The 21648-nt window shown below is 67.3% G+C and carries 20 protein-coding genes; 9 read left to right on the top strand and 11 right to left on the bottom strand.

What is annotated here, in order from left to right; all coding sequences use genetic code 11:
• Positions 1 to 172: 172 nt before the first annotated feature.
• The gene (locus ABIB25_RS12465; RefSeq protein ID WP_354528776.1) at positions 173 to 469 is read left to right on the top strand and encodes a hypothetical protein; all 297 of its coding nucleotides are present in this window, start codon (positions 173 to 175) and stop codon (positions 467 to 469) included.
• Positions 470 to 685: 216 nt separating this feature from the next.
• Entirely contained in the window at positions 686 to 1543 is an 858-nt protein-coding gene (locus ABIB25_RS12460; RefSeq protein ID WP_354528775.1) for a hypothetical protein, read from the top strand.
• Here ABIB25_RS12460 and ABIB25_RS12455 read toward each other — a convergent pair.
• The 3 genes from ABIB25_RS12455 to ABIB25_RS12445 form a co-directional block, all read right to left on the bottom strand.
• Positions 1527 to 3710, bottom strand: coding sequence for a helicase-associated domain-containing protein (locus ABIB25_RS12455; RefSeq protein ID WP_354528774.1), 2184 nt, complete (start codon positions 3708 to 3710; stop codon positions 1527 to 1529). The two genes, ABIB25_RS12460 and ABIB25_RS12455, sit on opposite strands and share 17 nt — an antisense overlap.
• Before the next feature lie 195 nt (positions 3711 to 3905).
• A complete protein-coding gene (locus ABIB25_RS12450; protein WP_354528773.1) occupies positions 3906 to 4499 on the bottom strand; it encodes a hypothetical protein in 594 nt (197 codons plus the stop codon).
• Between the two features lie 204 nt (positions 4500 to 4703).
• Positions 4704 to 5390, bottom strand: a complete 687-nt coding sequence (locus ABIB25_RS12445; RefSeq protein WP_354528772.1) for an NUDIX hydrolase — start codon at positions 5388 to 5390, stop codon at positions 4704 to 4706.
• An 85-nt stretch (positions 5391 to 5475) separates the two neighbouring features.
• Here ABIB25_RS12445 and ABIB25_RS12440 point away from each other — a divergent pair, with 85 nt between their 5' ends.
• The 3 genes from ABIB25_RS12440 (at position 5476) to ABIB25_RS12430 (ending at position 7658) form a co-directional block, all read left to right on the top strand.
• A complete protein-coding gene (locus ABIB25_RS12440; RefSeq protein WP_354528771.1) occupies positions 5476 to 6033 on the top strand; it encodes an ARPP-1 family domain-containing protein in 558 nt (185 codons plus the stop codon).
• Between the two features lie 90 nt (positions 6034 to 6123).
• Entirely contained in the window at positions 6124 to 6270 is a 147-nt protein-coding gene (locus ABIB25_RS12435) for a hypothetical protein (RefSeq protein ID WP_354528770.1), read from the top strand.
• Complete coding sequence (locus ABIB25_RS12430; RefSeq protein ID WP_354528769.1) at positions 6267 to 7658, top strand: ADP-ribosylglycohydrolase family protein; 1392 nt, start codon at positions 6267 to 6269, stop codon at positions 7656 to 7658. Before ABIB25_RS12435 ends, ABIB25_RS12430 begins: the two co-directional genes overlap by 4 nt.
• 51 nt (positions 7659 to 7709) lie before the next feature.
• Here the strand turns inward: ABIB25_RS12430 and ABIB25_RS12425 are convergent, their stop codons facing one another.
• The 6 genes from ABIB25_RS12425 to ABIB25_RS12400 form a co-directional block, all read right to left on the bottom strand.
• Positions 7710 to 9392, bottom strand: coding sequence for a dipeptide ABC transporter ATP-binding protein (locus ABIB25_RS12425; protein WP_354528768.1), 1683 nt, complete (start codon positions 9390 to 9392; stop codon positions 7710 to 7712).
• The gene (locus tag ABIB25_RS12420) at positions 9389 to 9883 is read right to left on the bottom strand and encodes a GbsR/MarR family transcriptional regulator (protein ID WP_354528767.1); all 495 of its coding nucleotides are present in this window, start codon (positions 9881 to 9883) and stop codon (positions 9389 to 9391) included. The genes ABIB25_RS12425 and ABIB25_RS12420 overlap by 4 nt, the downstream gene beginning before the upstream one ends.
• Complete coding sequence (locus ABIB25_RS12415) at positions 9873 to 11384, bottom strand: serine hydrolase domain-containing protein (protein WP_354528766.1); 1512 nt, start codon at positions 11382 to 11384, stop codon at positions 9873 to 9875. Before ABIB25_RS12415 ends, ABIB25_RS12420 begins: the two co-directional genes overlap by 11 nt.
• A gap of 21 nt (positions 11385 to 11405) precedes the next feature.
• On the bottom strand, positions 11406 to 12296 hold the full coding sequence (locus ABIB25_RS12410; RefSeq protein WP_354528765.1) for an ABC transporter permease: 891 nt from the start codon (positions 12294 to 12296) through the stop codon (positions 11406 to 11408).
• 30 nt (positions 12297 to 12326) lie between these two features.
• The gene (locus tag ABIB25_RS12405) at positions 12327 to 13253 is read right to left on the bottom strand and encodes an ABC transporter permease (RefSeq protein ID WP_354528764.1); all 927 of its coding nucleotides are present in this window, start codon (positions 13251 to 13253) and stop codon (positions 12327 to 12329) included.
• 120 nt (positions 13254 to 13373) lie between these two features.
• Positions 13374 to 15173, bottom strand: coding sequence for a peptide ABC transporter substrate-binding protein (locus tag ABIB25_RS12400; protein WP_354528763.1), 1800 nt, complete (start codon positions 15171 to 15173; stop codon positions 13374 to 13376).
• 395 nt (positions 15174 to 15568) lie between these two features.
• Here ABIB25_RS12400 and ABIB25_RS12395 point away from each other — a divergent pair, with 395 nt between their 5' ends.
• Genes ABIB25_RS12395 through ABIB25_RS12380 form a run of 4 tightly spaced genes read left to right on the top strand, consistent with a single transcriptional unit; the run spans position 15569 to position 18868 of the window.
• Positions 15569 to 15895: a DUF485 domain-containing protein gene (locus ABIB25_RS12395; RefSeq protein ID WP_354528852.1), complete on the top strand. Its 327-nt coding sequence runs from the start codon at positions 15569 to 15571 to the stop codon at positions 15893 to 15895.
• The gene (locus ABIB25_RS12390) at positions 15892 to 17589 is read left to right on the top strand and encodes a monocarboxylic acid transporter (protein ID WP_354528762.1); all 1698 of its coding nucleotides are present in this window, start codon (positions 15892 to 15894) and stop codon (positions 17587 to 17589) included. The genes ABIB25_RS12395 and ABIB25_RS12390 overlap by 4 nt, the downstream gene beginning before the upstream one ends.
• 57 nt (positions 17590 to 17646) lie before the next feature.
• The gene (locus tag ABIB25_RS12385; protein ID WP_354528761.1) at positions 17647 to 18384 is read left to right on the top strand and encodes a mycothiol-dependent nitroreductase Rv2466c family protein; all 738 of its coding nucleotides are present in this window, start codon (positions 17647 to 17649) and stop codon (positions 18382 to 18384) included.
• Between the two features lie 7 nt (positions 18385 to 18391).
• The gene (locus tag ABIB25_RS12380; protein WP_354528760.1) at positions 18392 to 18868 is read left to right on the top strand and encodes an SRPBCC family protein; all 477 of its coding nucleotides are present in this window, start codon (positions 18392 to 18394) and stop codon (positions 18866 to 18868) included.
• A gap of 114 nt (positions 18869 to 18982) precedes the next feature.
• Here the strand turns inward: ABIB25_RS12380 and ABIB25_RS12375 are convergent, their stop codons facing one another.
• Entirely contained in the window at positions 18983 to 20059 is a 1077-nt protein-coding gene (locus ABIB25_RS12375; protein ID WP_354528759.1) for an ABC transporter ATP-binding protein, read from the bottom strand.
• Complete coding sequence (locus ABIB25_RS12370; protein WP_354528758.1) at positions 20056 to 21603, bottom strand: ABC transporter permease; 1548 nt, start codon at positions 21601 to 21603, stop codon at positions 20056 to 20058. Before ABIB25_RS12370 ends, ABIB25_RS12375 begins: the two co-directional genes overlap by 4 nt.
• Positions 21604 to 21648 lie beyond the last annotated feature (45 nt).

Genomic DNA, 21648 nt, shown 5'->3' with positions numbered 1-21648 from the left:
ACGGTTACAACTGCGTTACGGCCTGCAAACGGTATTCAACCCAGCAATGCGCCTGGGTGCCGGACGCAGGCGGGGCTGCCCGTCAAGGACGCTGTATCCGTTGACAGTAACTTCATTCACGCCCACTTAAGCCGCTAAGTGGGCGTAAAGCCCGAACCGAGACCTCGGGACCATGGCCCGCTCGGAAGTGGCGTTCAGCCAAGGAACCTATGCCTCGGCCATCCCTGCCGACATCGCTGCCGCGGACTACGCACCCGCTCGGGCGGTGTCAGCCGCTGCGGAAGACGCATCCAACGAGATCGCACGGTTCGACACGGAGATGGGCAACGAGATCGCCCCGTTCGCTGCGATTCTTCTTCGCTCGGAATCTGTTGCCTCGTCGCAGATCGAGAACCTTTCCGCCTCCGCCCGGTCGGTCGCCATGGCCGAGTTGGGCGACACGAGCCCGTTGTCAACACGGCGGTGCTGAGCAGCGAACTGAGGATCACGGCCAACCACGCGAGCAGGTACTGGACCAGTTGCGGGACGGCGGAGCAATCACGAGTTTCAACGTTCACCGTCGCGGTCTTCACTGGAAAGCGGATGCCGTGCTCGAGGCTCTCGATGCGTTTGCATCCCGCAGTTCTCGCCGCCGATTTCCGACGGCGCTGAGCTAACCACCGCCCGCCTGTGGGAATCTGTGGACATGCCTGAGGATCCACTGCCCGCCGCGGAGACAGTCTGGTTGACCGAGCGGTGGGCACTCGACTCGCTCCGCGGCGTACTCGAGCTCGTCGTTGCCGGGCGGTTGAACTGCAGTGCGCAGACCCGGCGACCGTCACTCGCCTCGGTGCAGACCGTCGCCAGTGCGCTCCCGGGAGGCGACTTCTACCCCCACCATGCCATCGCCGCCTTCGCCTGGCCGTTGTTGTTGCAAGCCGGCGGCCTGGCAAACCTCAACGGTGCCAGGCTTCAGCTCACTGCAAGGGGACGTGTGGCCCTGCTGTCGCCCGAACCGCAGGTCGTTCGTGAGCTCTGGCAGCGGTGGATCCTCCGCGGACTGATCGACGAGTTCAGCAGGGTCGACCAGATCAAGGGTCAGCGATCGGCGAATGTCCTCACTGCCGTCAGGGGGCGACGGCAGATCGTGGCCACCGCTTTGTCACTCCTGCCTCCGGACGAGTGGATGGACGTCGACGACCTGTTCACCTGGATGCGTCGCAGGCGACTCGACCCTGCGATTGCACGTGGTGAGCGTGCGATGTTCCGCCTGCACATCGGGCATGCCGAACATGGCAGTCTCGGATACGACGGATATGGGCAGTGGTCGATCCTCCAGGGTCGCTACACGATCGCGCTGATCTTCGAGATCGCGGCCACTCTTGGCCTTGTCGACGTCCGGTTCGTCGACCCGACGGATGCGCGAACAGATTATCGGAAGCACTTCAGCGAGGCCGAACTACCGTACCTCAGCCGGTACGACGGCCTCCGAGCAATTCGAGTGAATGCTCTTGGGGTCCATGCGCTGAGGGATGCCCCGATCTCGACTACGGGAACAGAGTAGGGGCTTTCGGCGGCGGGCTGCGGAACACCCGCCCGGCCAATTCGGCGATCTTCCACTTGACTGTGGCGTGGAGCTGGTTTCCGTCAGGGGCCAGCAGGTCGTTGATCCGGTTCTTGGTAGTGGCGGGTTCAGCGGTCGGCGTTCCGTGATGGTCGGAACCATGGGGCTGCCCGCTCGAGGTTCGGACTACCGCAACGACGCCATCATCCCCCGGCGCCGGCATGTACCCGGCAGTCCGTAATGCCGCCAAGGTCGTCGCCGAGTCCGTATTCGCGGCCAGCACGGTCGGGGCGAGCAGTCTCAGGCCCAACGTTCGGAGCGCCCGTGCGGCGCACAGTTCGACCAGGAGGGCGGCGTCCTCGCTGATGATGCAGCATCCGGCCGGAGTGACCTTGACGTGGCCATGCCGACGGGCCACATCGCCGATCAGGTAGGTGACAGGCTGCGGTAGGGGAGCGGAGGCGATGCCCCGCAACGCTTCTGCCAGCTCATCCGCACCCCATCCGTTGTCCATGGCGCGGCGTACTCCGGCTGGTGACAGTCGCCAGAGCGAGGCCTGACCACGGCTTTCGCGGTCCGCACAGGCATCGAGCAACTCGGCCACCGCTGCCGTCGGAGCTCCGGCGACCATGACCGTCAGGTCGGATCCGAAACTTGCCGTGGTCGTGGCGGCGGGCAGCATCGTTGCGATCGCCTGTCGCAGAGCCTCGCCATCGAAAGTCAGGAGTGCCCGACCGGCCGGCGTGCAGGCGCCGTCCGCGAAGACCCCGAGAAGGTGCGCCTCGACCCAGATTGCTCGCGGAAGAACCGGTGTGGATCCCATGACCACCGGTCGCTCCCACGCGAGCCGGGTCAGGAACGCCTCCCGATGGGTGCCGGTAACCTGCGTCGCATTGTTGGACTGGGGCAATTCAGCCAACAGCTGGACCCCGCGGTGACGCGCCTCGGCACCTTCACCGCCGCGGGAGGTGTTGGTCAGCGCGGGTTGTGCCTTGCCATCGGCACTGCGGTAGACCGACGGCACGTGGGAGAGATTCCACCAGGCAGCCAGCAGTTCGGCTACCCGGTCTGCCGGCTCGGCACTGCGCCAGCGTGCGAACTCCGGGCCGGTGACAAGACGCGAATCGCTGCGCACCAACAGTTCTGCCGAGAAGGCCAATTCGATGACGATGCGCACCTCGTCGACGCCGGCCTTGGTCCGTTCGGCGAGCTTGGCCACTTCGCGGACCCCGACACCGCCCTTGGCCAGGAGCGGAATTGGAAGCGCGGCGATGGCATCCAGGACGGACAAACTGAGGCTGTCGACGTTCGTCGCCGCAGCGCCCGCCTTCGCGTCCAGCTGATCCGGTCTTGCTTCCGCCGATGGCAGGTCCGGCGGCAATGGATGGAATGACGCGCGGAATGTTCTACTGCGCAACGCCATCGCAATCGGTGCCGGCATTTCGGCCTCGGAAACCGAGTATCCGAACAGAAGACCGCGAGCCTGCCCCCATCTGAAGCTGACGTGCACCCGCATCATGTTCGCTGGGTCGTAGTTTTCGGTGAACGGGGATCCCCCGGCCGCCCACTGGGCCAGGTCGTGCTGCACGTCTACCGGGGCGCCGGCCACCAAGGCGAGAATTCGGTCAACGTCGAGGTAGAAGTCGAGCACACGCCGGACGAGGTCGGCACGTTTCCCGACATGGTCCAGCCCGGCGTTGGACAGAATCATCTTGAGAACGTCGACGGTGAAGTACTTCACCTGGCGATCGACGCCGCTCCCGAGGCCGAGCGGGCGAGGAATCATCTCGTCGATGTCCTGCGAGATCCAGATACCGCCGTCCTGCCCCACCCAGGCCAGCCCATGGTCTTGGAGGACCCCGAGCGTACCGCGGACGTGATTCAGGTGATCGTCCGGCTTGCCGGTCTGCTCCAGGCGGTCGGACAGCTGGCCAATCTTGACGCCCTGCACCAGCGCGGCGAGAGTCCCGAGCATCTCGATCGCGGGAAGGGGGAGGTAGGGAACGGACTGCGCCATCGACCACGGAGTTTCCCAGGCCGTGGCCAGATCGGCGAGATTTCTCAGCGGCCAGCCGGTCAGCGTCTCGGGACGGCGAGCAAGCAGCACTTCGAACTCGCTGCGACTCAGGGTCGACAGGTGCCCCGCAAGGGTGAGTGTGCTGACCATCAACCCCATCCAACACGGCGTGTCCGCCGGGTGGAAACCGGGGCATGCATCGTGCAGAACGGATGGGCAACGACGTGAGACCGGCGGGACAGATGTCCGAATTGCCGCTTTCGCGGCATCGTTCTTTGCCGAAAAGCTTTGGGCCGGGGTGATGACGAGAACGACCGGCCTTGACGTCTGCAGCTGCCGAGTCGGTCAAGGCCCTTCGTGGATCCAGATTCTTAGCGGTCCGACGGCCCGGAACCCGCTGTCCAGCGCGACCATCAGGTCCGCACCATGCTCGTAACCGACCAGTGGCATTCCGGACGCGAACAGGTCGACGGCGCGGAGCAGACCCGCCCAGGTCTGCTGGCTGACGCCTTCAAGAGCGAAGACGTTGGAGATCCCGACCACTGATGACGACCGGTTCGCAATGGCGCCCGCGACGATGTGCCCATTCGACCGCTGAGCCAGAACGCAGACGTCCCGTTCTCCCAGCAGGTCGGGGCGGAACAGGTCCGCGTTGCCGTCGTCACCGTCCCACGCCTGCGCCCACTCAGCCAGCTCCGCAGCATTGGACACCCGATCCCAATTGGCCTCCCCGGAAGTCTGTGAGCTGTCCCCTGACGCCTGGCCGGGCTCACGCCAGATCCACTGCGCTTCGAAGAGAATGCGGAACCCGTGACCGGACAGGTCCAGGTCCGCGAAGCTGTCCTTGATGGACGCGCCCGGCTCCGACAGGTCGATCGCGTCGAGGACCGCCGCCGCCGAGACCCCGTGCCGCAGGGTTACCGCGTCGGGGTAGAACATCGGGCTCCGGGTGGAGGCCGCCCAAACCTGCGCCCCAAATGTGCTCGGGATGCCGTGCCGCCGGCACATGGTCTCGCACCACAGGGCGTTGTTGTATGCCGCGAGGCGAGTGTCGTCATCGCCTGTCGAGGACTTGTCTGTAGAGATGCCTACCAGCATGGCAAGACCCCAGCCGCGGCGCCACGGAATTTCGTGGGCAACGGGTCAGACCGCGTCACGCAGGAAGAACGCGCCGGCGGAGGGGGGCAGGGGCGCGTCGGGCCTGCGCGTGAACAGCGCAGCGGGTTTGCCGACGACATCGCGTTCGACGTCGCCGGTAGGGTCGATGTGGTCCTTGATGTGGCGGCGGAAGGTGTCCTTCACCAGAGGGTGGCCGAAGATGGCCTCGTAGAGCTGCCGAAGGCTGAGCACGGTGAACCTTTCACCCAGGAGTCGGTCGGGATCGACGAACCGGCCGTAGTGATCGCGTAGATCCTGCACGGCCGCCGTCACGATCGCAGCGTGGTCGAACAGCATTGCCTGCTGAACGACGTCGCCGCGCAGGGCGAGCAACTCGGCGCGCTCAGGAAGCAGCTCGGCGGCGATGGCGGCCACATGCCCGACCGAGAGCACCCAGCCGCGGTCATCCCGCTTCGGATCGTCGAAGACCCGCAGCTGACGGAACTTGATCCCATCCAGGCCGGCCTTCTCGCGCAGTGCCCGTTCTGCTGACACCGCAAGGGTTTCCCCTTCGTGCAGGAAGGTCCCGGGTAGCGCGAGCCCACCCCGTCGGTGCTCGACAGCGAGCGCCTCGAGCTGACCGTCGCGCACCGTCAGGACGGCCACATCCACCGCCACCGACGGCCGTGGGTAGTCCGTCAGAGGCTTCTCCGGCAACTTCGTTCCGACCATGGGTTGACATTAGCGCGATACTGCTCTTATAGTTAGCGCAACATCACGCTAACCTACTGAGGTTGGCCAACCCGAGGGAGTCACCATGACCAACCACCTGAACAACCAATTGCACGTCGGAGCGGGCGAACGGCGCGGCGCGCTGACCGTGTTCCCGGTCTGGCAGCCCCGGACCGTCGGTCGACCCGTGACGTTGGCCGAGGTCGGGTCGGTGATGGTCGAGGAACTCGCCCAGCCGACGGTGCCGAAGCTCCAGGTGTCTGGCCTGAGCGAGAAAACCGTCCTGGTCCTGGAGGGCGACCTGATGCTCGGCGGCCAGCAGAATCGGGTGGCGATCGGGTCCACGTTGATCGGCCGGGGTCAGACGGTCGAGATCGACGTGCGGTGCGTCGAGCAGGAGCGATGGTCCGGGGACCGTCATCACGAGACCGGCCGTGAGCGGGCGAGTGCCTTGGTCCGGTCGAGGACCGACCAGCACGAGGTCTGGCGTCGAGTGGCAGTCGAACGCGAGACTCGAGGGGCGTCGGTGGATGTCACCGGATTGGAACCGCTGCCCGGCCAGTCGGGGGTGTTGATCGCCGTCGGGGGAGTGCCCGTGCTGCTGGAGCTGTTCGCCGACGAGGAGATGCTCGCCGCTGCCTGATCCCGGATCCTGGCTGCGGCAGCCCGTGATGCATCGAGCCGACCGTCGCGTGGCACCACCGGTCAGGCCGCAAGGGATTTCCTTCAGACCGTGATGAGCCTGCGGCCGGCGGACGTCGGTTCGGCGGGTCTGGGGCGCCGGATCGCGGCCGGCAACGGCCGGGTTGAATTGCGCGGTATCAGGGATGCTGATCGTGTCCTGCACCTGTCCGTCCTGGCCCTGGGGAGTGCCGCATGACCGCGATTCAGAGTGACCGCGCCGCAGGCGTTCTGCTGGGTACCGCCGTCGGGGATGCGCTGGGTGCCGGCTACGAATTCAGCTACCCGCGCGCCGATCAGAAGATCGACATGATCGGCGGCGGACCTTTCGGTTTCGAGCCCGGCGAATGGACCGACGACACCACCATGGCCATCGGGGTCGCGCTGGTGACCGCGGAGGGCTTCCACCTGCGGACCGCGGAGGGCCTGGACAAGGTCGCGGCCAACTGGTCCGCCTGGTACGCCTCGGGTCCGAAGGACATCGGCAACCAGACCAGCGCGGTGCTGTCCCGCCGTGACGCGACCGCCGAGGCGATGGCCTCTACCGCCCGAATCCTGACCGGGCTGAAGGGCGGCAACGGTTCTCTGATGCGGACAGCACCGGTGGCGCTGGCCTACCTCGACGACGCGAAAGGCTGCGCCGAGGCCGCACTGAAGGTCAGCGCCCTCACCCACGACGACCAGCGGGCCGGCGAAGCCTGCCAGATCTGGTGCGCCGGCATCCGTCATGCAGTCCTGCACGGCAGTTTCGACGGGGTCCGCAACTACCTGCGCGCCACCAGCGGGGAGGTCCAGGACTTCTGGGGACCGTTGTTCGACCAGGCCGAAAGCGGATCTCCACGGGACTTCTCGAAGAACGGCTGGGTGGTGCACGCCATCCAGACCGCGTGGTGGGCGATTCACCAGACGCCGGCGGACGACGCCACCCACCTGCAGGCCGCGTTGGAGGCCGCCGTGCGGGCTGGCGGCGACACGGACACCACGGCGGCGATCGCCGGTGGACTGCTCGGCGCCCGCTGGGGAGCCTCCGCGATCCCGGCGAGGTGGCGACGGGTGCTGCACGGATGGCCGGGTCTGGACGCAAAGGCATTGGTGACGTTGGGAGTTCGGTCTGCGACCCGGGGCCGGTCGGACTCCTCGGGGTGGCCGACGGTCCCCAGGATGGACTACTCCAGTGGGGAGACCGGCAATCTCACCACCCATCCCCACGACTGCGGTGTGACGGTCGCCGGAGCCGATGCTCCGTACCAGGGTCACTACGACGCGGTGGTCAGCCTGTGCCGCATGGGTGCTGAGCAGCTGGACGCCGAACACATCGAGTTCTGGCTGGTTGACAAAGGTCCGGCGGACAACCTCAACCTGGAGTTCGTCCTCGACGACGCCGCCCGTACCGTGCAGGCCCTTCGCGCCGAAGGAAAGACCGTCCTACTGCACTGCGTCGAAGGAGCGAGCCGGACCCCCAGTGTGGCGGCGCGCTATTCGATGCTGCTGGGGGAGGACCCGCAGGAGGTGCGGGCCGCCATGCCCTGGGCCCGGCCCAACCGTGAACTCTGGACCGCAGCCGTCAAGGGTGGAATATCCCAATAGCCGCCTTCGCGGAAGCCCTCCTGCCCAGGCGACTTCGAACTCGACGGCAGGTCAGGAAGCAGCGCGCCGCTCGGCCCGGCGGGCCTGCTGGACAGCCGGGTCGGGCACGGGCGCGGCCGAGAGAAGTCGTCGCGTGTAGGGATGGACCGGGCGGCGCAGGATCTGTTCGCGGAGCCCCTGCTCGACGACCAGTCCCTGTTCCATCACCGCGACGCGGTCGCAGAGTTGATCGATGACGGCCAGGTCGTGACTGATGAACAGGCAGGCGAATTCGAACTGCTGCTGCAGGTCCTGCACCAACTGCAGCACGGCCGCCTGCACCGAAACATCAAGCGCGGACGTGGGTTCGTCCGCGATGAGCAGCCGCGGTGCCAGACTCACGGCCCGGGCGATGCTGACCCGCTGCCGCTGGCCACCCGACAGCTCGTGCGGGTACCGCTGAGCCCAGGACGCGGGCAGGCGCACCGACTCCAGCAGGGACGCAACCCGGGACTCCAAAGCGGACCCTCGCAGGCCGAGATGGGCGCGGGAGGGTTCGCCGATCGACTGCCCCACCGTGTATCTCGGGTTCAGGCTGCCCGCCGGGTTCTGGAACACCACGCCGATCTTCTTGCGCATCTCACGAAGCTGCGCGCCGGACGTACCGGCCAGGTCGACGCCGTCGACGCGGATCGTGCCCCCGGTCAGCGGTGCCAGTCCGAGCACCGCCCGACCGATCGTGGACTTCCCGGACCCGGATTCTCCGACCAGGCCGAGGATCTCGCCCGATCCGATGGACAGGTCGACGCCGCGGACGGCCTGCACCGCCGCGCGCCGTCCGGCGTAGGTGACCCGGAGATCGACGACGTCCAGGACGGGAGTCACGCCGGCATCGGCGACCACACTCTCCGCCGGTGGCGCGACAGCAACAGGTTCAGCGTCATCGGCTTCCATCTCCTCGAGTCGCGGCACTGCGGCGAGCAGTTTCCGGGTGTAGTCGGCCTTCGGGTGGGCGAACAGCTCTCCCGCAGGTGCCTGCTCCTCGATCAGTCCGTCGTGCATGACGACCACCCGGTCGGCGATGTCGGCGACGACCCCCATGTCGTGGGTGATGATCAACACCGTGGTGCCGAGGCGGCTGCGCAGATCGAGCAGCACGTCCAGGACCTCCTGCTGCACCGTGACATCCAACGCGGTGGTCGGCTCGTCGGCGATCAGCACGTCAGGATCACACGACAGCGCCATCGCGATCATCACCCGCTGGCACTGCCCGCCGGAGAACTGGTGCGGGTACCACCTCAGCCGCTGCCGGGGATCCGGAATACCCACCATGGCCAGCAGTTCGACCGCCCGCGCCCTGGCCTCCGCCCGCTTGATGCCTGGACGATGACGCCGGATCGCCTCCACCAGCTGGTATCCAACGGTGAAGACCGGGTCGAGGGCGCCGACCGGATCCTGGAAGATCAGCGCGATCCGGTTCCCGCGCACCGAGCGCATCGCGGCCTCGTCCAACGCGAGCAGATCCAGCCCGTCGAGCAGGACCCGACCGCCGATCCGGGTGCCGCGGGGGAGCAGCCGCACTGCCGCAAGCGCGGTGACGGTCTTGCCGGACCCCGACTCCCCGACGAGTGCCACCACCTGACCGCGCAGCACGTCGAAGTTGATGCCGTGCACCACCTCTGAACCCGTGCCCTTGCCGGCACCCGGAAAGGTGATCGTCAGGTCCTGGAAGCTCAACAGCGGTTCGGCACTCATGATGGGTCCTCCTGCGGGGCAACGTGCGACGCCAGATGCTCGTGCCAGTCACGCAACATCTTGAGGTTGTAGCCGCCCAGCCAGTTCATGTACTCGGCGGCGACGTGCACACGCCGGTCGGCGCCGGGCGCCAGCGGCATCTGCTGACGGGCGTTGTCCAGCACCGATTGCATACGATGGACCCAGCGACGCTCGGCGGAGAGGAATCCACCCCAGACGTCATCGGCGGCGGCAAAGTAGTGCGACCGGTCGCCCGGTACCCGCAGCCGGCGGATGAAACCCTGTTCCACCAGCGCGCGGGTAGCCATCGAGATCGCGCCGGTACCGGCGCCCATCGCCTCTGCCAATTCGGCGGACGACACCTTGTCGGCGCTCACCACCAGCAGATAGGCCAGCAATCGGCCCTCCATCCGACCCTGACCGCTGGCATGCCAATTCTCCGAGAAGGCGGCGATGAACGCCTCGATGTCGTCCGAGAACTCAACTGCCATCGGGCGTCTCCTCCGGCGACCGGGCCATCTGGGTCCGACGGCGGGCGAGGAACGTCTCGATCGGCCAGGCCTGCATGCCGGCGACCGTTCCCGCGACGATCGACCCGTCCCCGTCCCGCTCCAACTGCACCGTCTCGCCGGCGACCGCGTAGCCCGCGGACGCGAGAACGGTCAGCGTGTCCGCATCCACCACCTCGAGGTAGGCGGCCTCGGAGGCCGGGTCGGCCATGCCCGGGTGCAGCAGGGCCAGTCGTCCACCGACGTCGACGATGTCCAGGTAGCCGAATCCGGCGGCCAGGCGGGTGGTGAACGAGGAGGCCTCCAGGGCGTCGGGGACGGCGGGCCACTCGGCGCCGACCGCCGGCGCCGTCACGGCCAGATCGATCATGGCCAGGACGCCGACGGCGATCTCGTGGGCCGGACCACCGCTCTGATTGGTCAGCACCGAGATGACCAGCTGGTCCTGGGGATCGACGAACGTCCGGGTGATGAAACCGGGAAAACCGCCGCTGTGGCCGAAGGTCTTGCGCTTGCCCAGCGTGTGCAGCTCCAGACCCAGCCCGTAGCGTCCCTTCTCGACCCCACGGACCTCGACGATGGACTCGGTGCGCTGCATCAGCCGCTTGCCGGCATCACTGACCAGTCGCTCGTCACCGGGCAGGTGGGCCGAGGCGTAGGCGGTGAGATCGTCGGCACAGGCGACGAAACCGGTCGCCGCGGACATGGCGCCGGTCGACGGATTGCGCATCACGAATTGCTCGTCGTCGCCATCCAGCCGCAGCGAGTGCCCCGCCGACAGCTCGGCGGGATCGATCCCGTCGACGTCCGGGTACAGCCTGGGCAGGTTCAGCCTGTCCAGGATCTCCGTGCGGACGAAGTCGTTGAAGGTGCTCCCGGAGACCCGTTCCACGATGAGTCCGACGATCGAGTAGCCGTAGTTGGAATACTTGAAATGCTGGTCCGTCGCGAAGGTGGAACCGTTGGTGTGCAGTGCTTCCAGCAGCCCGGCGGAGTCGGGGAAATCTCGGATCAACTGCCAGTAGTTGCTGTCGGCTCCGTCGCGGATCACCCCGGCCTGGTGGCCGAGCAGCGCGCGGACGGTGACACCGGCCAGGTCGGTGTCGGCCAACTCGGGAACCCATGTGGCCACCGTGTCGTCGAGGCGGAGCTCGCCCCGCTCGGTGAGGATCAGGCAGGCCGTCGCCGCGAATGTCTTGGAGTGCGAGGCGATCCGGAACAGGTGCTCGGTGGTCAGCGGCACGTCCCGCTCTTCGTCCGCGGTTCCGAACGCCTCGCTGTACAGCAGTTCGCCGGCGACCCGGATGCTCACCTGCACACCTGGCACCCGCAACATCCTGCGGCGCAGCTCGATCCAGCCGGGCAGCCAGTCCGCCAGCGTGGTTACCGCTGCCTTGGTGGCCCTCGCCGCCGGCGTCTCCTCGGTGGCCGAGGAGGACGTCGTCGAGGTGGTACCGGTGGGAGCGAGCTGTTCGCGTTGCATGGCTGTTCGTTTCCTCTTCTGTCAGCGGGTGCGGGGGTTGAGGACATCCCGCAGCAGGTCGCCCAGAGCGATGAGGCTCAGGACGGTCACGGTGAGGAACACACTCGGGAACACCAACATGTGAGGGTAGTTGTCGAACTGGGCCTGGGCGGACGCCAACTGCAGTCCCCAGCTGATCGAAGGTGATTGCAGCCCGACCCCGAGGAACGTCAGGGTGGATTCGGCGACGATCACCGCCCCCACCAGAATGGTGGAGAGGGCGAACACCGGGCCCATCGCAGCTGGTAGCACGTACCGCAGCAGGATCCGGCTGTTGCGCAGACCCATTGCCCTGGCGCTCATCACGTACTCGGCGTCCCGCACCTGACGCACGCACGTGCGCACCAGACGGGCCATGCTCGGCCAGCTGAACAGCGCCAGCACCAGCGACACGGTGACCGGTCCGCGGTCGTTGAGGCTGCCGAGCACGACGACGGCGCCGAGCAGGAACGGGAAACCGAGGAAGACGTCCGTCAGGCGGGCCAGCACCGAATCCACCCAGCCGCCGAAGTATCCGGCCACCGTCCCCAGCACGAGCGCCACCACCAGGCATGCCGCGGTGGTGAGCACGCCGACGCTGACGGAGGTCCGGGTGCCGTAGATGACGCCCGAGTAGATGTCACAGCCCTGGAGGTCGTATCCGAAGGGGTGACCCGCTGCTGGGCCGAGCGCACTGCTGAGCAGATCGCAGTCGGCCGGGTCGCCGCTGCCGAACCAACCCGCGAACCATCCCGGCGCGAGCGAGATCAGTGCCAGCAGGCCGATGACGACCGAGCACAGCCAGAATGTCGGGCGACGACGGACAGCGCGCCAGAAGCCCCGCCTCGTGACGGCGGGCTGGTCGGATTCGGTCGCCATGGCGAGCTCGGTCATGCTCGATCCTGCCTCTTCGCGTAGGTGATCTCAGGCACGCCGCATCCGCGGGTCGAGAGCGGAGTTGATGATGTCGACCAAAGCGCTGAGGACCAGGAAGATCAGGATCAAGGCCGTCGAAACGCCGACCACGGTGGGCCCTTCGTGGTTGCGGATGGCCTGGAACAGCAACCCGCCGATGCCCGGCATGTTGAAGATGCCCTCGACGACGATGGCACCGCCGAGCAGGTAGCCGAGGTCGACGGCGAGGAACGTCAGGACCGGGATGCCGGCATTCCGGAGCACGTGCACGCCGACCACCCGTCGGGCACTCAGGCCCTTGGCCCAGAGCGTCCGGACGTAGTCGGATTCGAGCGAATCGATGACGCTGCCACGCATCAGGCGTGACACGGCGGCCAGACCGAAGATGGCGATCACCGCCGCGGGCAGGATGAAGGCGGCCGGCCAGCCTTCTCTCGTGCCGGCGATGGGGAACCAGCCGAGCCGCACCCCGAGTCCCAACTGGGCCGTGACGGCGACGACGAAGATCGGCACCGACGACACCAACACGGTGCCCAGCAGGATGAGTCGGTCCGGCACCCGCCCATGGGTGAGGCCGGCGATCAGCCCGAGGGCGCAGCCGAAGAACACTTCGAGCGCCCAGGCGGTGAGCGCCAGCACGATGGTGGTCGGCCAGCGGGATGCCATCCGGGCCGCGACCGACCGTCCGGTGAAGTCGGTCCCGAGATCGAAGTGCAGCAGACCGTTGAGATAGCGGACGTACTGCTGCCACAGCGGATCGTCCAGGTGGTATCGGGCGCGGAGCGTCGCCACCACCGAGGCCGGCAACGGCCGGTCGCCGGCGAGCGTGGCGATCGGGTCGCCCTTGAGGGCGAAGACCATCGCGTAGATCAGGAAGGTGACCCCGAAGAACACGATCAGCAGTTCGCCAACGCGTTGCAGCACGGGTCTCAGCACGACGTTGTCCCTCTCGGAGTGGTTGTTGCGGTGAGTGTTTCGCGACGTGTGTGACCAGATCAGCAGCCCACAACCGTCCGGCCCCGCGGGGGGCCGGGGCCCGGACGGGGTGCGGGATGGTCAGCCGACGGTGACCTCGGACCACACCGGCGAGCCCTGGGAGGCGGGCAGCGACGTGATCTTGGGGGACGTCACGAACATGTACTTCTCGTAGAACATCGGGATGATCGGCAGGTCACGGGCGATCACCGTCTGCACCTTGACATAGCCTGCGATGGCCTTGGTCTGGTCGACCTGGGCGTTGGCGCTGTCGAGAAGGTTCTTGACCTCGTCGGTGTAGTACGCGGCGCAGTTGGTGCAGCCGCCACCGCCGCCGCCCTTGATGAAGAAGGCATTCAGGGTGTTCTGCTGACTTGGGTACAGCGCACCCCAGCGTGAGAAGTACGGCCCGCCGAGCTTGGAATCCGCTCGCAGCTGGGCGAACTCGGCGAAATCGGTCGTGGCTTTGGTCGTGACGTCCGCGATGCCCAGGTTCCGCTTGATCTGGTTGGCGTAGGCCTTGTAGAGCTCGTCGAGCCCAAAGCCACCGGGGTAGGTGATGACCATGGCGCCGGTCCAGCCGCCGCCCTCGGCGAGAAGCTGCTTGGCCTTGGCCGGGTCGTAGGTGCAGACCTCGCCGCAGGCGTTCGCCGGGGTACCCGGCTCGGTCGGCGGGGTGAAGGAGGTGGCCGGGGTGTAGAGGCCGGCGTAGATCACCTTGTTGACGGCGTCGCGGTCGATGGCCATCGAGATCGCCTGACGGACCTTGACGTTGCTGTACCGCCTGTCCCACAACGGGAGTCCGAGGAAGGCGATACCGGGCGCGTCGTTGACGTGCAGCCGGTCACCGAAGTCCTTCTGGGCCGAGGTGGCCTTGGCTGCGCCGATCCCGACGACGTCGATGTTGCCGGCGAGCGCGTCGTTGTAGGCGGTGGCCGGGTCGGTGTAGTTGCGGAAGGTGACCTTGGCAGTCTTGGCGGGGGTGCCCGCGTAGTTCGGGTAGGCCGTCAGGACGATGTCCTCGTTCTCCTTGTGCGGCGCGGTCATCATGTACGCGCCATCACCGATCGGCTGCTTGTTGTACGCGTCCAGGTCCTTCGAGGCAGCCTTCGGCATCGGGAAGAGGCCGGTCTGCGCCTGGCTGAGCTGCAGCGGGAACTGCCCGTCCGGTGAGATGAGCTTGACGGTGAACGTGTTGGCGTCCAACACCTTCAGGCCCGACATGGTCTTGGTTTTCGGAGTGCCGGTGGTCGGGTTCAGGTCGGCATAGCCGGCGATCTTGGCCAGTTGGCCGGTGTTGGCCCAGGCGTTCGGGCCGTAGGCGGTGGCGTTCCAGCCGTCCACGTAGGACTGCGCGGTGACCGGCTCGCCGTTGTGGAAGGTCCAGCCCGACTTGATCTTGATGGTGAAGTTGGTGGCGTCCGTGGACGTCACGGACTCGGCCTGCGCCATGCTGACGACACCGTCGGTGGACACGTTGGTGAGTGACGTGTAGAGCGCCATCACCTGGTCGTAGGCGGTGATCTGCTTGCCGGGGTTGAGGTCTCCCGGCTCGGACTCGGAGACGATGTAGGACGAGTTCGCCGCCGGCTGCACGCGGGCGGTGCTGGACGCCGGCGCGCCGCTCTGCGGAGCCGCGCCGCTCGTGGCCGCTCCGGAGGTCATGGCACCTGAAGTGCCGGCACCTGCAGTAGCGGCACCGGAGGTGGTGGCGCTGGAAGCTGCGGAGGTAATGCTGGAGCCGCTCCCGGCCGGCGCAGCGGCGGTCGACGAGCTGGACGTGACATTGTCATCCGAGCCGGCCGACACCGAGCAGCCACCGACCACCAGCGCTCCGGCCAACGTGAGGACGAGACGGGCACGCCACCGTGGGTGACGCATCGTAAGGATCATCAGGAGACCTCCGTGATGCTGGCGGGGCCAGGGCGGCCACCGAGTGCCGGATGGGTGCGCCGGCGAACGCTGGCGACGCTGCTGCATATCCGAACATTCAAATATTTCGGATAGTTGCTGTGCGTGTTTCGATCAGGTGACCTGGCCGGGCATCGGTCGGCCTCCGGTTCGGGATCTGGCAGGCGACCGCGGTTCTCCGATGCTGCGGCGCCGGGGTGTCGATCTGCGGCAATCTGCCCGTCTGGGGTTGCCGGATAGTTACTCAGGCTTTACCTTGATCAAGTCGGCCTCGGGGTTCGCCTCCCGAGGCCATCAGATGCATTCGCGAATCACGGCGCAAGGGAGCTCCGATGGTTGTGCCCGTCGGCACCACGAATTCTCCGATGCTCGGCGATCCGACCCAGGTGGAGTGGGAGGAGATCCAGCGAAGCTCGGAGTTTCTACGGCTGCGGAAAGCTCTGCGCAGCTTCATCTTTCCGATGACGGCTGCCTTTCTCGCCTGGTATCTCCTGTATGTCCTCTGTGCGGCCTATGCCCGCGGATTCATGAACGTTAAAGTATTCGGCAACGTGACGCTCGGGCTGCTGTTCGGCCTCCTCCAATTCGCCTCGACCTTCGTCATCGCGATCCTGTACGCGCGGTACGCGAATCGGAAGTTCGATCCGCTGGCCGACGAGCTGCGGAACAAGATCGAAGGGGAGACCCGATGACCGCCGGCACGATGACGCTGGCCGCCGAAGCCGCCGCCGCCGCGCCTGACACCTCCCACCAGACGCTGACCGTCATTCTCTTCGCCGTGTTCGTGGCGATCACCCTGGGCATCACGCTTCGCGCCAGCCGGCAGAACCGCACCGCCGCCGATTTCTACGCCGGTGGCCGATCATTCAAGGGCTGGCAGAACGGCCTCGCGATCGGCGGCGACTACATGTCGGCGGCGTCGTTCCTCGGCATCGCCGGACTGATCTCGCTCTACGGCTACGACGGGTTCCTCTACTCCATAGGCTTTCTCGTCGCCTGGCTCGTCGCGCTCCTGCTGGTCGCCGAACTCATGCGCAACACCGGCAAGTACACGATGGCCGACGTGCTCAGCTTCCGGATGCGGCAGCGCCCGGTCCGGACCGCAGCCTCGATCTCCACCGTCGTTGTCTCGATCTTCTACCTGCTGGCACAGATGGTCGGCGCTGGAACGCTTGTCGCGCTGCTGCTCGGCATCACCTCGCCCGGCGCGAAGAACATGGTGATCGCCGGTGTCGGCCTGCTGATGATCATCTACGTGGTGTTCGGCGGGATGAAGGGCACCACCTGGGTGCAGATCGTGAAGGCCGTCATGCTGATCACCGGCGCGGCCGTGATGACGTTCTGGGTGCTCGGCAAGTACGGCTTCAACCTGTCGTCCCTGCTGGGTGCCGCCCGCGACAACTCGGGCAAGCCAGGCTTTCTCGAGCCGGGACTGTACTACGGCAAGGAGAATGCCAGCGTCTGGAAGACCCTGGTCTCCAAACTCGACTTCGTCTCGCTCGGCCTGGCGCTGGTGCTCGGAACCGCCGGGCTTCCGCACATCCTGATCCGCTTCTACACCGTCCCCGACTCGAAAACCGCTCGGAAATCGGTGAACTGGGCCATCGCCATCATCGGGGTCTTCTACCTGATGACCCTGGTGATCGGTTTCGGTGCGGCTGCGCTGCTGAATCAGAAGGACATCACCGATCGGAACCCGGCGGGGAATACCGCCGCACCACAACTGGCCGAGGCGCTCGGGGGCGCCGGCACCAATCTGGGGGCGGTGATGCTGGCCGTCATTGCCGCGGTCGCCTTCGCGACGATCCTCGCGGTGGTGGCGGGTCTCGCCTTGGCCTCGTCATCCTCTCTCGCACATGATCTGTACGCCAACGTCATTCGCAAGGGCAAGACGACCGACGCCGAAGAAGTGCGGGTCGGCCGGATCTCGGCCGTCGTCATCGGCGCGGTCTCGGTGGCGCTGGCGATCCCGGCGCAGAGCCTGAACGTCGCCTTCCTCGTCGCACTGGCGTTTGCCATCGCCGCGTCGGCGAACCTGCCGTCGATTCTGCTGTCGTTGTTCTGGAAGCGGTTCAACACCCGCGGAGCGACCTGGGGCATCTACGGGGGACTGGGTTCGGCGCTGGTGCTGCTGGTGTTCTCGCCCAACGTCTCCGGTGGCGTGGTGAACGCAACGACCGGCAAAGCGGCGAGCCTGATCAGCAACCCGGCCGTGGATTTCGCCTGGTTCCCGCTGTCCAACCCCGGACTGGTCTCGATCCCGCTGGGCTTCCTGTTCGCCATCGTCGGGGCACTCACCAGCAAGGAGAACGACAAGGCGAAGTGGGCCGAGATGGAGGTCAGATCCCTGACCGGCGCGCACGCCGAGAAGGCCGCCAAGCACTGACGAAGAAGTAATGCCGGCGCCGGTTGTTGCGGCATGGGCCAGGTCTACGGTGGGTCGATGAGCCCAGGTGACATCCGCTTCTACTTCGACCCGGTCTGTCCGTTCTGCTGGTTGACCAGCAAATGGGTCCGGATGGTGCAGACCGAGCGAGGGTTTGCCGTTGACTGGCGGTTCATCTCGCTGCGGCTCATCAATGCCCACATCGACTACGACGCGCACTTCCCGCCGGAGTACGAGGCTGGACACACGGCCGGGCTGCGACTGCTACGGGTGGCGGCCCGCGCCCGGGCCGAGCACGGTCGGCAGGCCATGGACCCGCTGCAGGCCGCGTTCGGTGCGCACATCTTCGACACGGAGCCTCGCACTGGCGTCCTGGACGAGCGGGAGCGCCGAGAACAGCGCGGCACCCGGGAGTTCGTCGAGCCGATCCTGCGCGAGGCCGGGCTTCCCGTCGAACTGGCCGATGCCCTCGACGAGGACCGCTGGGACAGCGAGATCCGAGCAGATGGTGAGGAGGCACTTGCCCTGACGGGCAAAGATGTCGGTACGCCGATCATCCACTTCCAGCCTCCGGACGGTGTGGCCTTCTTCGGCCCGGTGATCAGTCGGCTTCCCGAACCGGAGACGGCGGGTGAACTGTGGGACCACGTGGTGGGCCTGGCCAGTTTCCCCGGATTCGCTGAGCTCAAGCGCAGCCTGCGGGAACAGCCTCAGTTGGTGGGATTCGGTGTGCCCGCGGGCGCCACCGGTCAGCAGGAGGATTGGCACGCCGGCAGTCGCCGACAGAAGAAGTAAGGGTCTGATGACGGAGGCGCCCATCCGCACCCACGAGAAGTCCATCATGGTCGACACCACCGCGCCGGCGCTCTACGACCTGGTCAGCGACGTCACTCGGACCGGCGAGTGGAGTCCCGTCTGCACAGCGTGCTGGTGGGACGACGTCAGCCGGGCGGGCCAGGTCGGGGCCTGGTTCACCGGCCGCAACCAGTTGCCCGAGCGGACCTGGGAGACCCGTTCCCAGGTCGTCGTGGCGGACAGGGCCCGCGAGTTCGCCTGGCTCGTCGGAAGCGGCTTCGTCCGGTGGGGCTTCACCTTCGAACCGGACGGCGGGACGACGAGGGTGACCGAGAGCTGGCACTTCCTGCCGGCCGGTATTGCCATGTTTCACGAGAGATACGGCGACACGGCGGAAATCGAGATCGACGAGCGCATCCGGCTGGCTCACGACGGGATCCCCCGGACGCTGGAGGCGATCAAGCGCATCGCGGAGACCTCCTGACGACGGGCCGGATCGCACCGGCATTTCACCGGTGCGACGATTCCCGAGGCCACGTTCCGGCCCACCGCCTGAGATCCGCAGCCCGCAACGCCGGCCAGCTGCTGTGGGTCGCCGTCAGATCGTGGCGGCCGACGGGACGACCGGCTCAATGAGGGGGTGGACCGCACCGGCGACGCGCACGTGCACCGTGGAATCCAGTGCTACTCGGGACGGACTGTGGCACACCAGGGGATCTGGGACACCGTCGACCATCAGCTCGAGGCGATGGTCCTCACCGCGGAACTCCTGCCGCCGGACGAGCGCCGCCACCGCGCCGGGTTCGTCGCCACCACACAGCACCACCTGCCGGGGCCGGACCACTACCGTCACCTGACCGGTCGGCGCACCGCATGTCGCCGCGTCCGCAAGCACTGGGCGGTCCAACAGAAGCTCACCGAGAGCCGTTGAGACCGAACGACTCCGGTAGAGTCCGGCGATCAGGTTCGTGTCGCCGAGAGCGCGTGCCGCCGCACTCGACACCGGGCGCGCGTGCAATTCAGCGGGTGAAGCGGTCTGCACGATCCGGCCAGAGGCCATGATCGTCACCTGGTCGGCGATGGCCAGCGCCTCGGCAGGGTCGTGGGTGACCAGCACCGCCGCCGTCCCGGTCGAGCGCAGCAGATCGACGACATCCGTCCGCACCCGCGCCCGCAGGCCGGCGTCCAGTGCGGTGAAAGGCTCGTCCAGCAACAACAAGTCAGGCTCCGGGGCGAGCGCGCGTGCCAGCGCCACCCGCTGCTGCTGACCACCGGAGAGCTGGTGCGGGTGCCGATCGGCCAGGCCCACCAGATCGATCAGCTCGAGTAGTCGGGCAACGGCGGCGGCCCGGTCGGCGCGGGGGAGCCCGAACCCGATGTTGGCGGCCACACTCAGGTGGGGGAACAGTGCGCCGTCCTGCGGGATGTAGCCGATGCTGCGCCGTTCCGCCGGCACCCGCACCCCGGGTGGCTGGTCCAGCACCCGGCCGTTCAGTTCCACCCGGCCGGCCGCAGCGGTGTGGAAGCCGGCGATCACGCGCAACAGGGTCGTCTTGCCGCAACCGGACGGGCCGACCACACAGGCCAGCGCATGATCCGGCACAGACAGATCGATGTCGAAAAGCGTGGGCCTACTGCCGTGGGCCGCCTGGAGCCCCGCAACGAGCAGGCTCATCGAACGGCTCCGCGGCGCGCCAGGATCAGCACGGGGACGGCGGACAGGCCGATCATCATCGCGGCGTACGGAGCGGCCTCGCCGTAGGCCAGGCCCGAGGTGAAGGTCCAGAACTGGGTGGCCAGGGTGTGGGTGCCGATCGGACGCAGCAGCAGGGTCGCGGTCAACTCGGTGCTGGCCGCGAGCATGACCATCGCCGCGGCCACGCCGAGTCCGGGCGCGATCAGGGGAAGCGTCACCCGGATCAGGACGCGGCTCGGGCGGACCCCGAGGGACCGGGCCACCTCCTCCACGCCGGCCGGAACCGCGGCCAGCGCGGCGCGCACCCCGGTCAGGGCCAGCGGGAAGAACAACACCACATAGCCGGCGATGAGCATGGGTGCGGTCTGGTACCAGGGCCGGAGGTAGTGGATGAAGAGGTACACGATCGACAACCCGACGGCGATGCCGGGCAGCGCCCTGGTCAGATAGGCGCCGCGCTCCACCGTTGCGGCCCACCGGGTGCGACGCCGCCAGGAGTACAGCGCGACCGGAACCGCGCCGAGGGTCGCCACCAGCGCGGCGGCGAGCGAATAGCCGACGGTGGAGAGGATGTCGGACCCGATGGACGCCGGGGGCAGCGTGCTGGACGTCCCGCGCGCCCACCAGTAGACCAGGGCGCCGATGGGCACCCCCAGGGCCAGCACCATCAGGGCGAGCAACGTCGCCAGTGCGGGGAACCGGGCTGCTCCCAACCGGACTCGCGCACCCGTCCGACCCGACGAGGAGGCGCGGGCAAGGGGACGTCGCCCGCTCACCCGGATCTCGCCGGCGACGACCAGCAGGGCGATCAGGCAGAGCATGAGCGTCAGCACCGAGGCCGACGCAGTGTCGTAGGCGACCTTGTACTCGGTGAAGATCGCGGTCGCGAAGGTCTGGAACTGCAACGCGGCAAAGGCGCCGTACTCGCCGAGCAGGTAGAGGCAGACGAGCAGCGCGCCACCGCCGAGTGCCGGTCTGGCCAGCGGGAGCGTGACCCGGAACAGCGTGGCCCACCGACTTCGGCCGAGGCTGCGGGCCACCTCCTCGACGCCGGTGTCACTGCGGCGCAGGGCCGCGGCCACCGGCAGGTACACGAGGGGGTACAGCGCACAGGTCATCACGAGTACGGCGCCCCAGTACCCGCGCACGGAGGAGGTGAGCGACACCCAGGAGAACCCGGCCACGAACTCCGGGACGGCCAGCGGCATCACCAACACCACCGAGAGCACCCGCCGCAACGGAAGATCCGTCCGTTCCACCAGATAGGCGGCGCCGAAACCGATCACGGCGGTGGTGGTGGTGACCGCGACCGTCAGGGTGATGGTGTGCCAGAGCAGCGTGGCGGCGATCGGGCGATGCAGCAACGCTTTTGCCGGGGCCCAGCCGGCTCTGGTGGCCTGGATGACCACGAAGATCAGCGGGCTACCGACCGTCAGGAGAACGCCGGCGGTCAGCAGGCCCAAGGGTGACAGCAGTCGACGACGCAGGCCCGACAGGTGACCGTGCCGGCGCGTCGACGACATCCCGGCAGTGGGAGTCGTTCCTGTGCCGGGCGTCCCGCTGTCGGG

The organism is Nakamurella sp. UYEF19 (genome assembly GCF_040546275.1).
Taxonomy (GTDB): Bacteria; Actinomycetota; Actinomycetes; order Mycobacteriales; family Nakamurellaceae; genus Nakamurella.
Note: the sequence above shows the minus strand (reverse complement) of the source record. Positions and strands in the feature narration are given on the sequence as shown.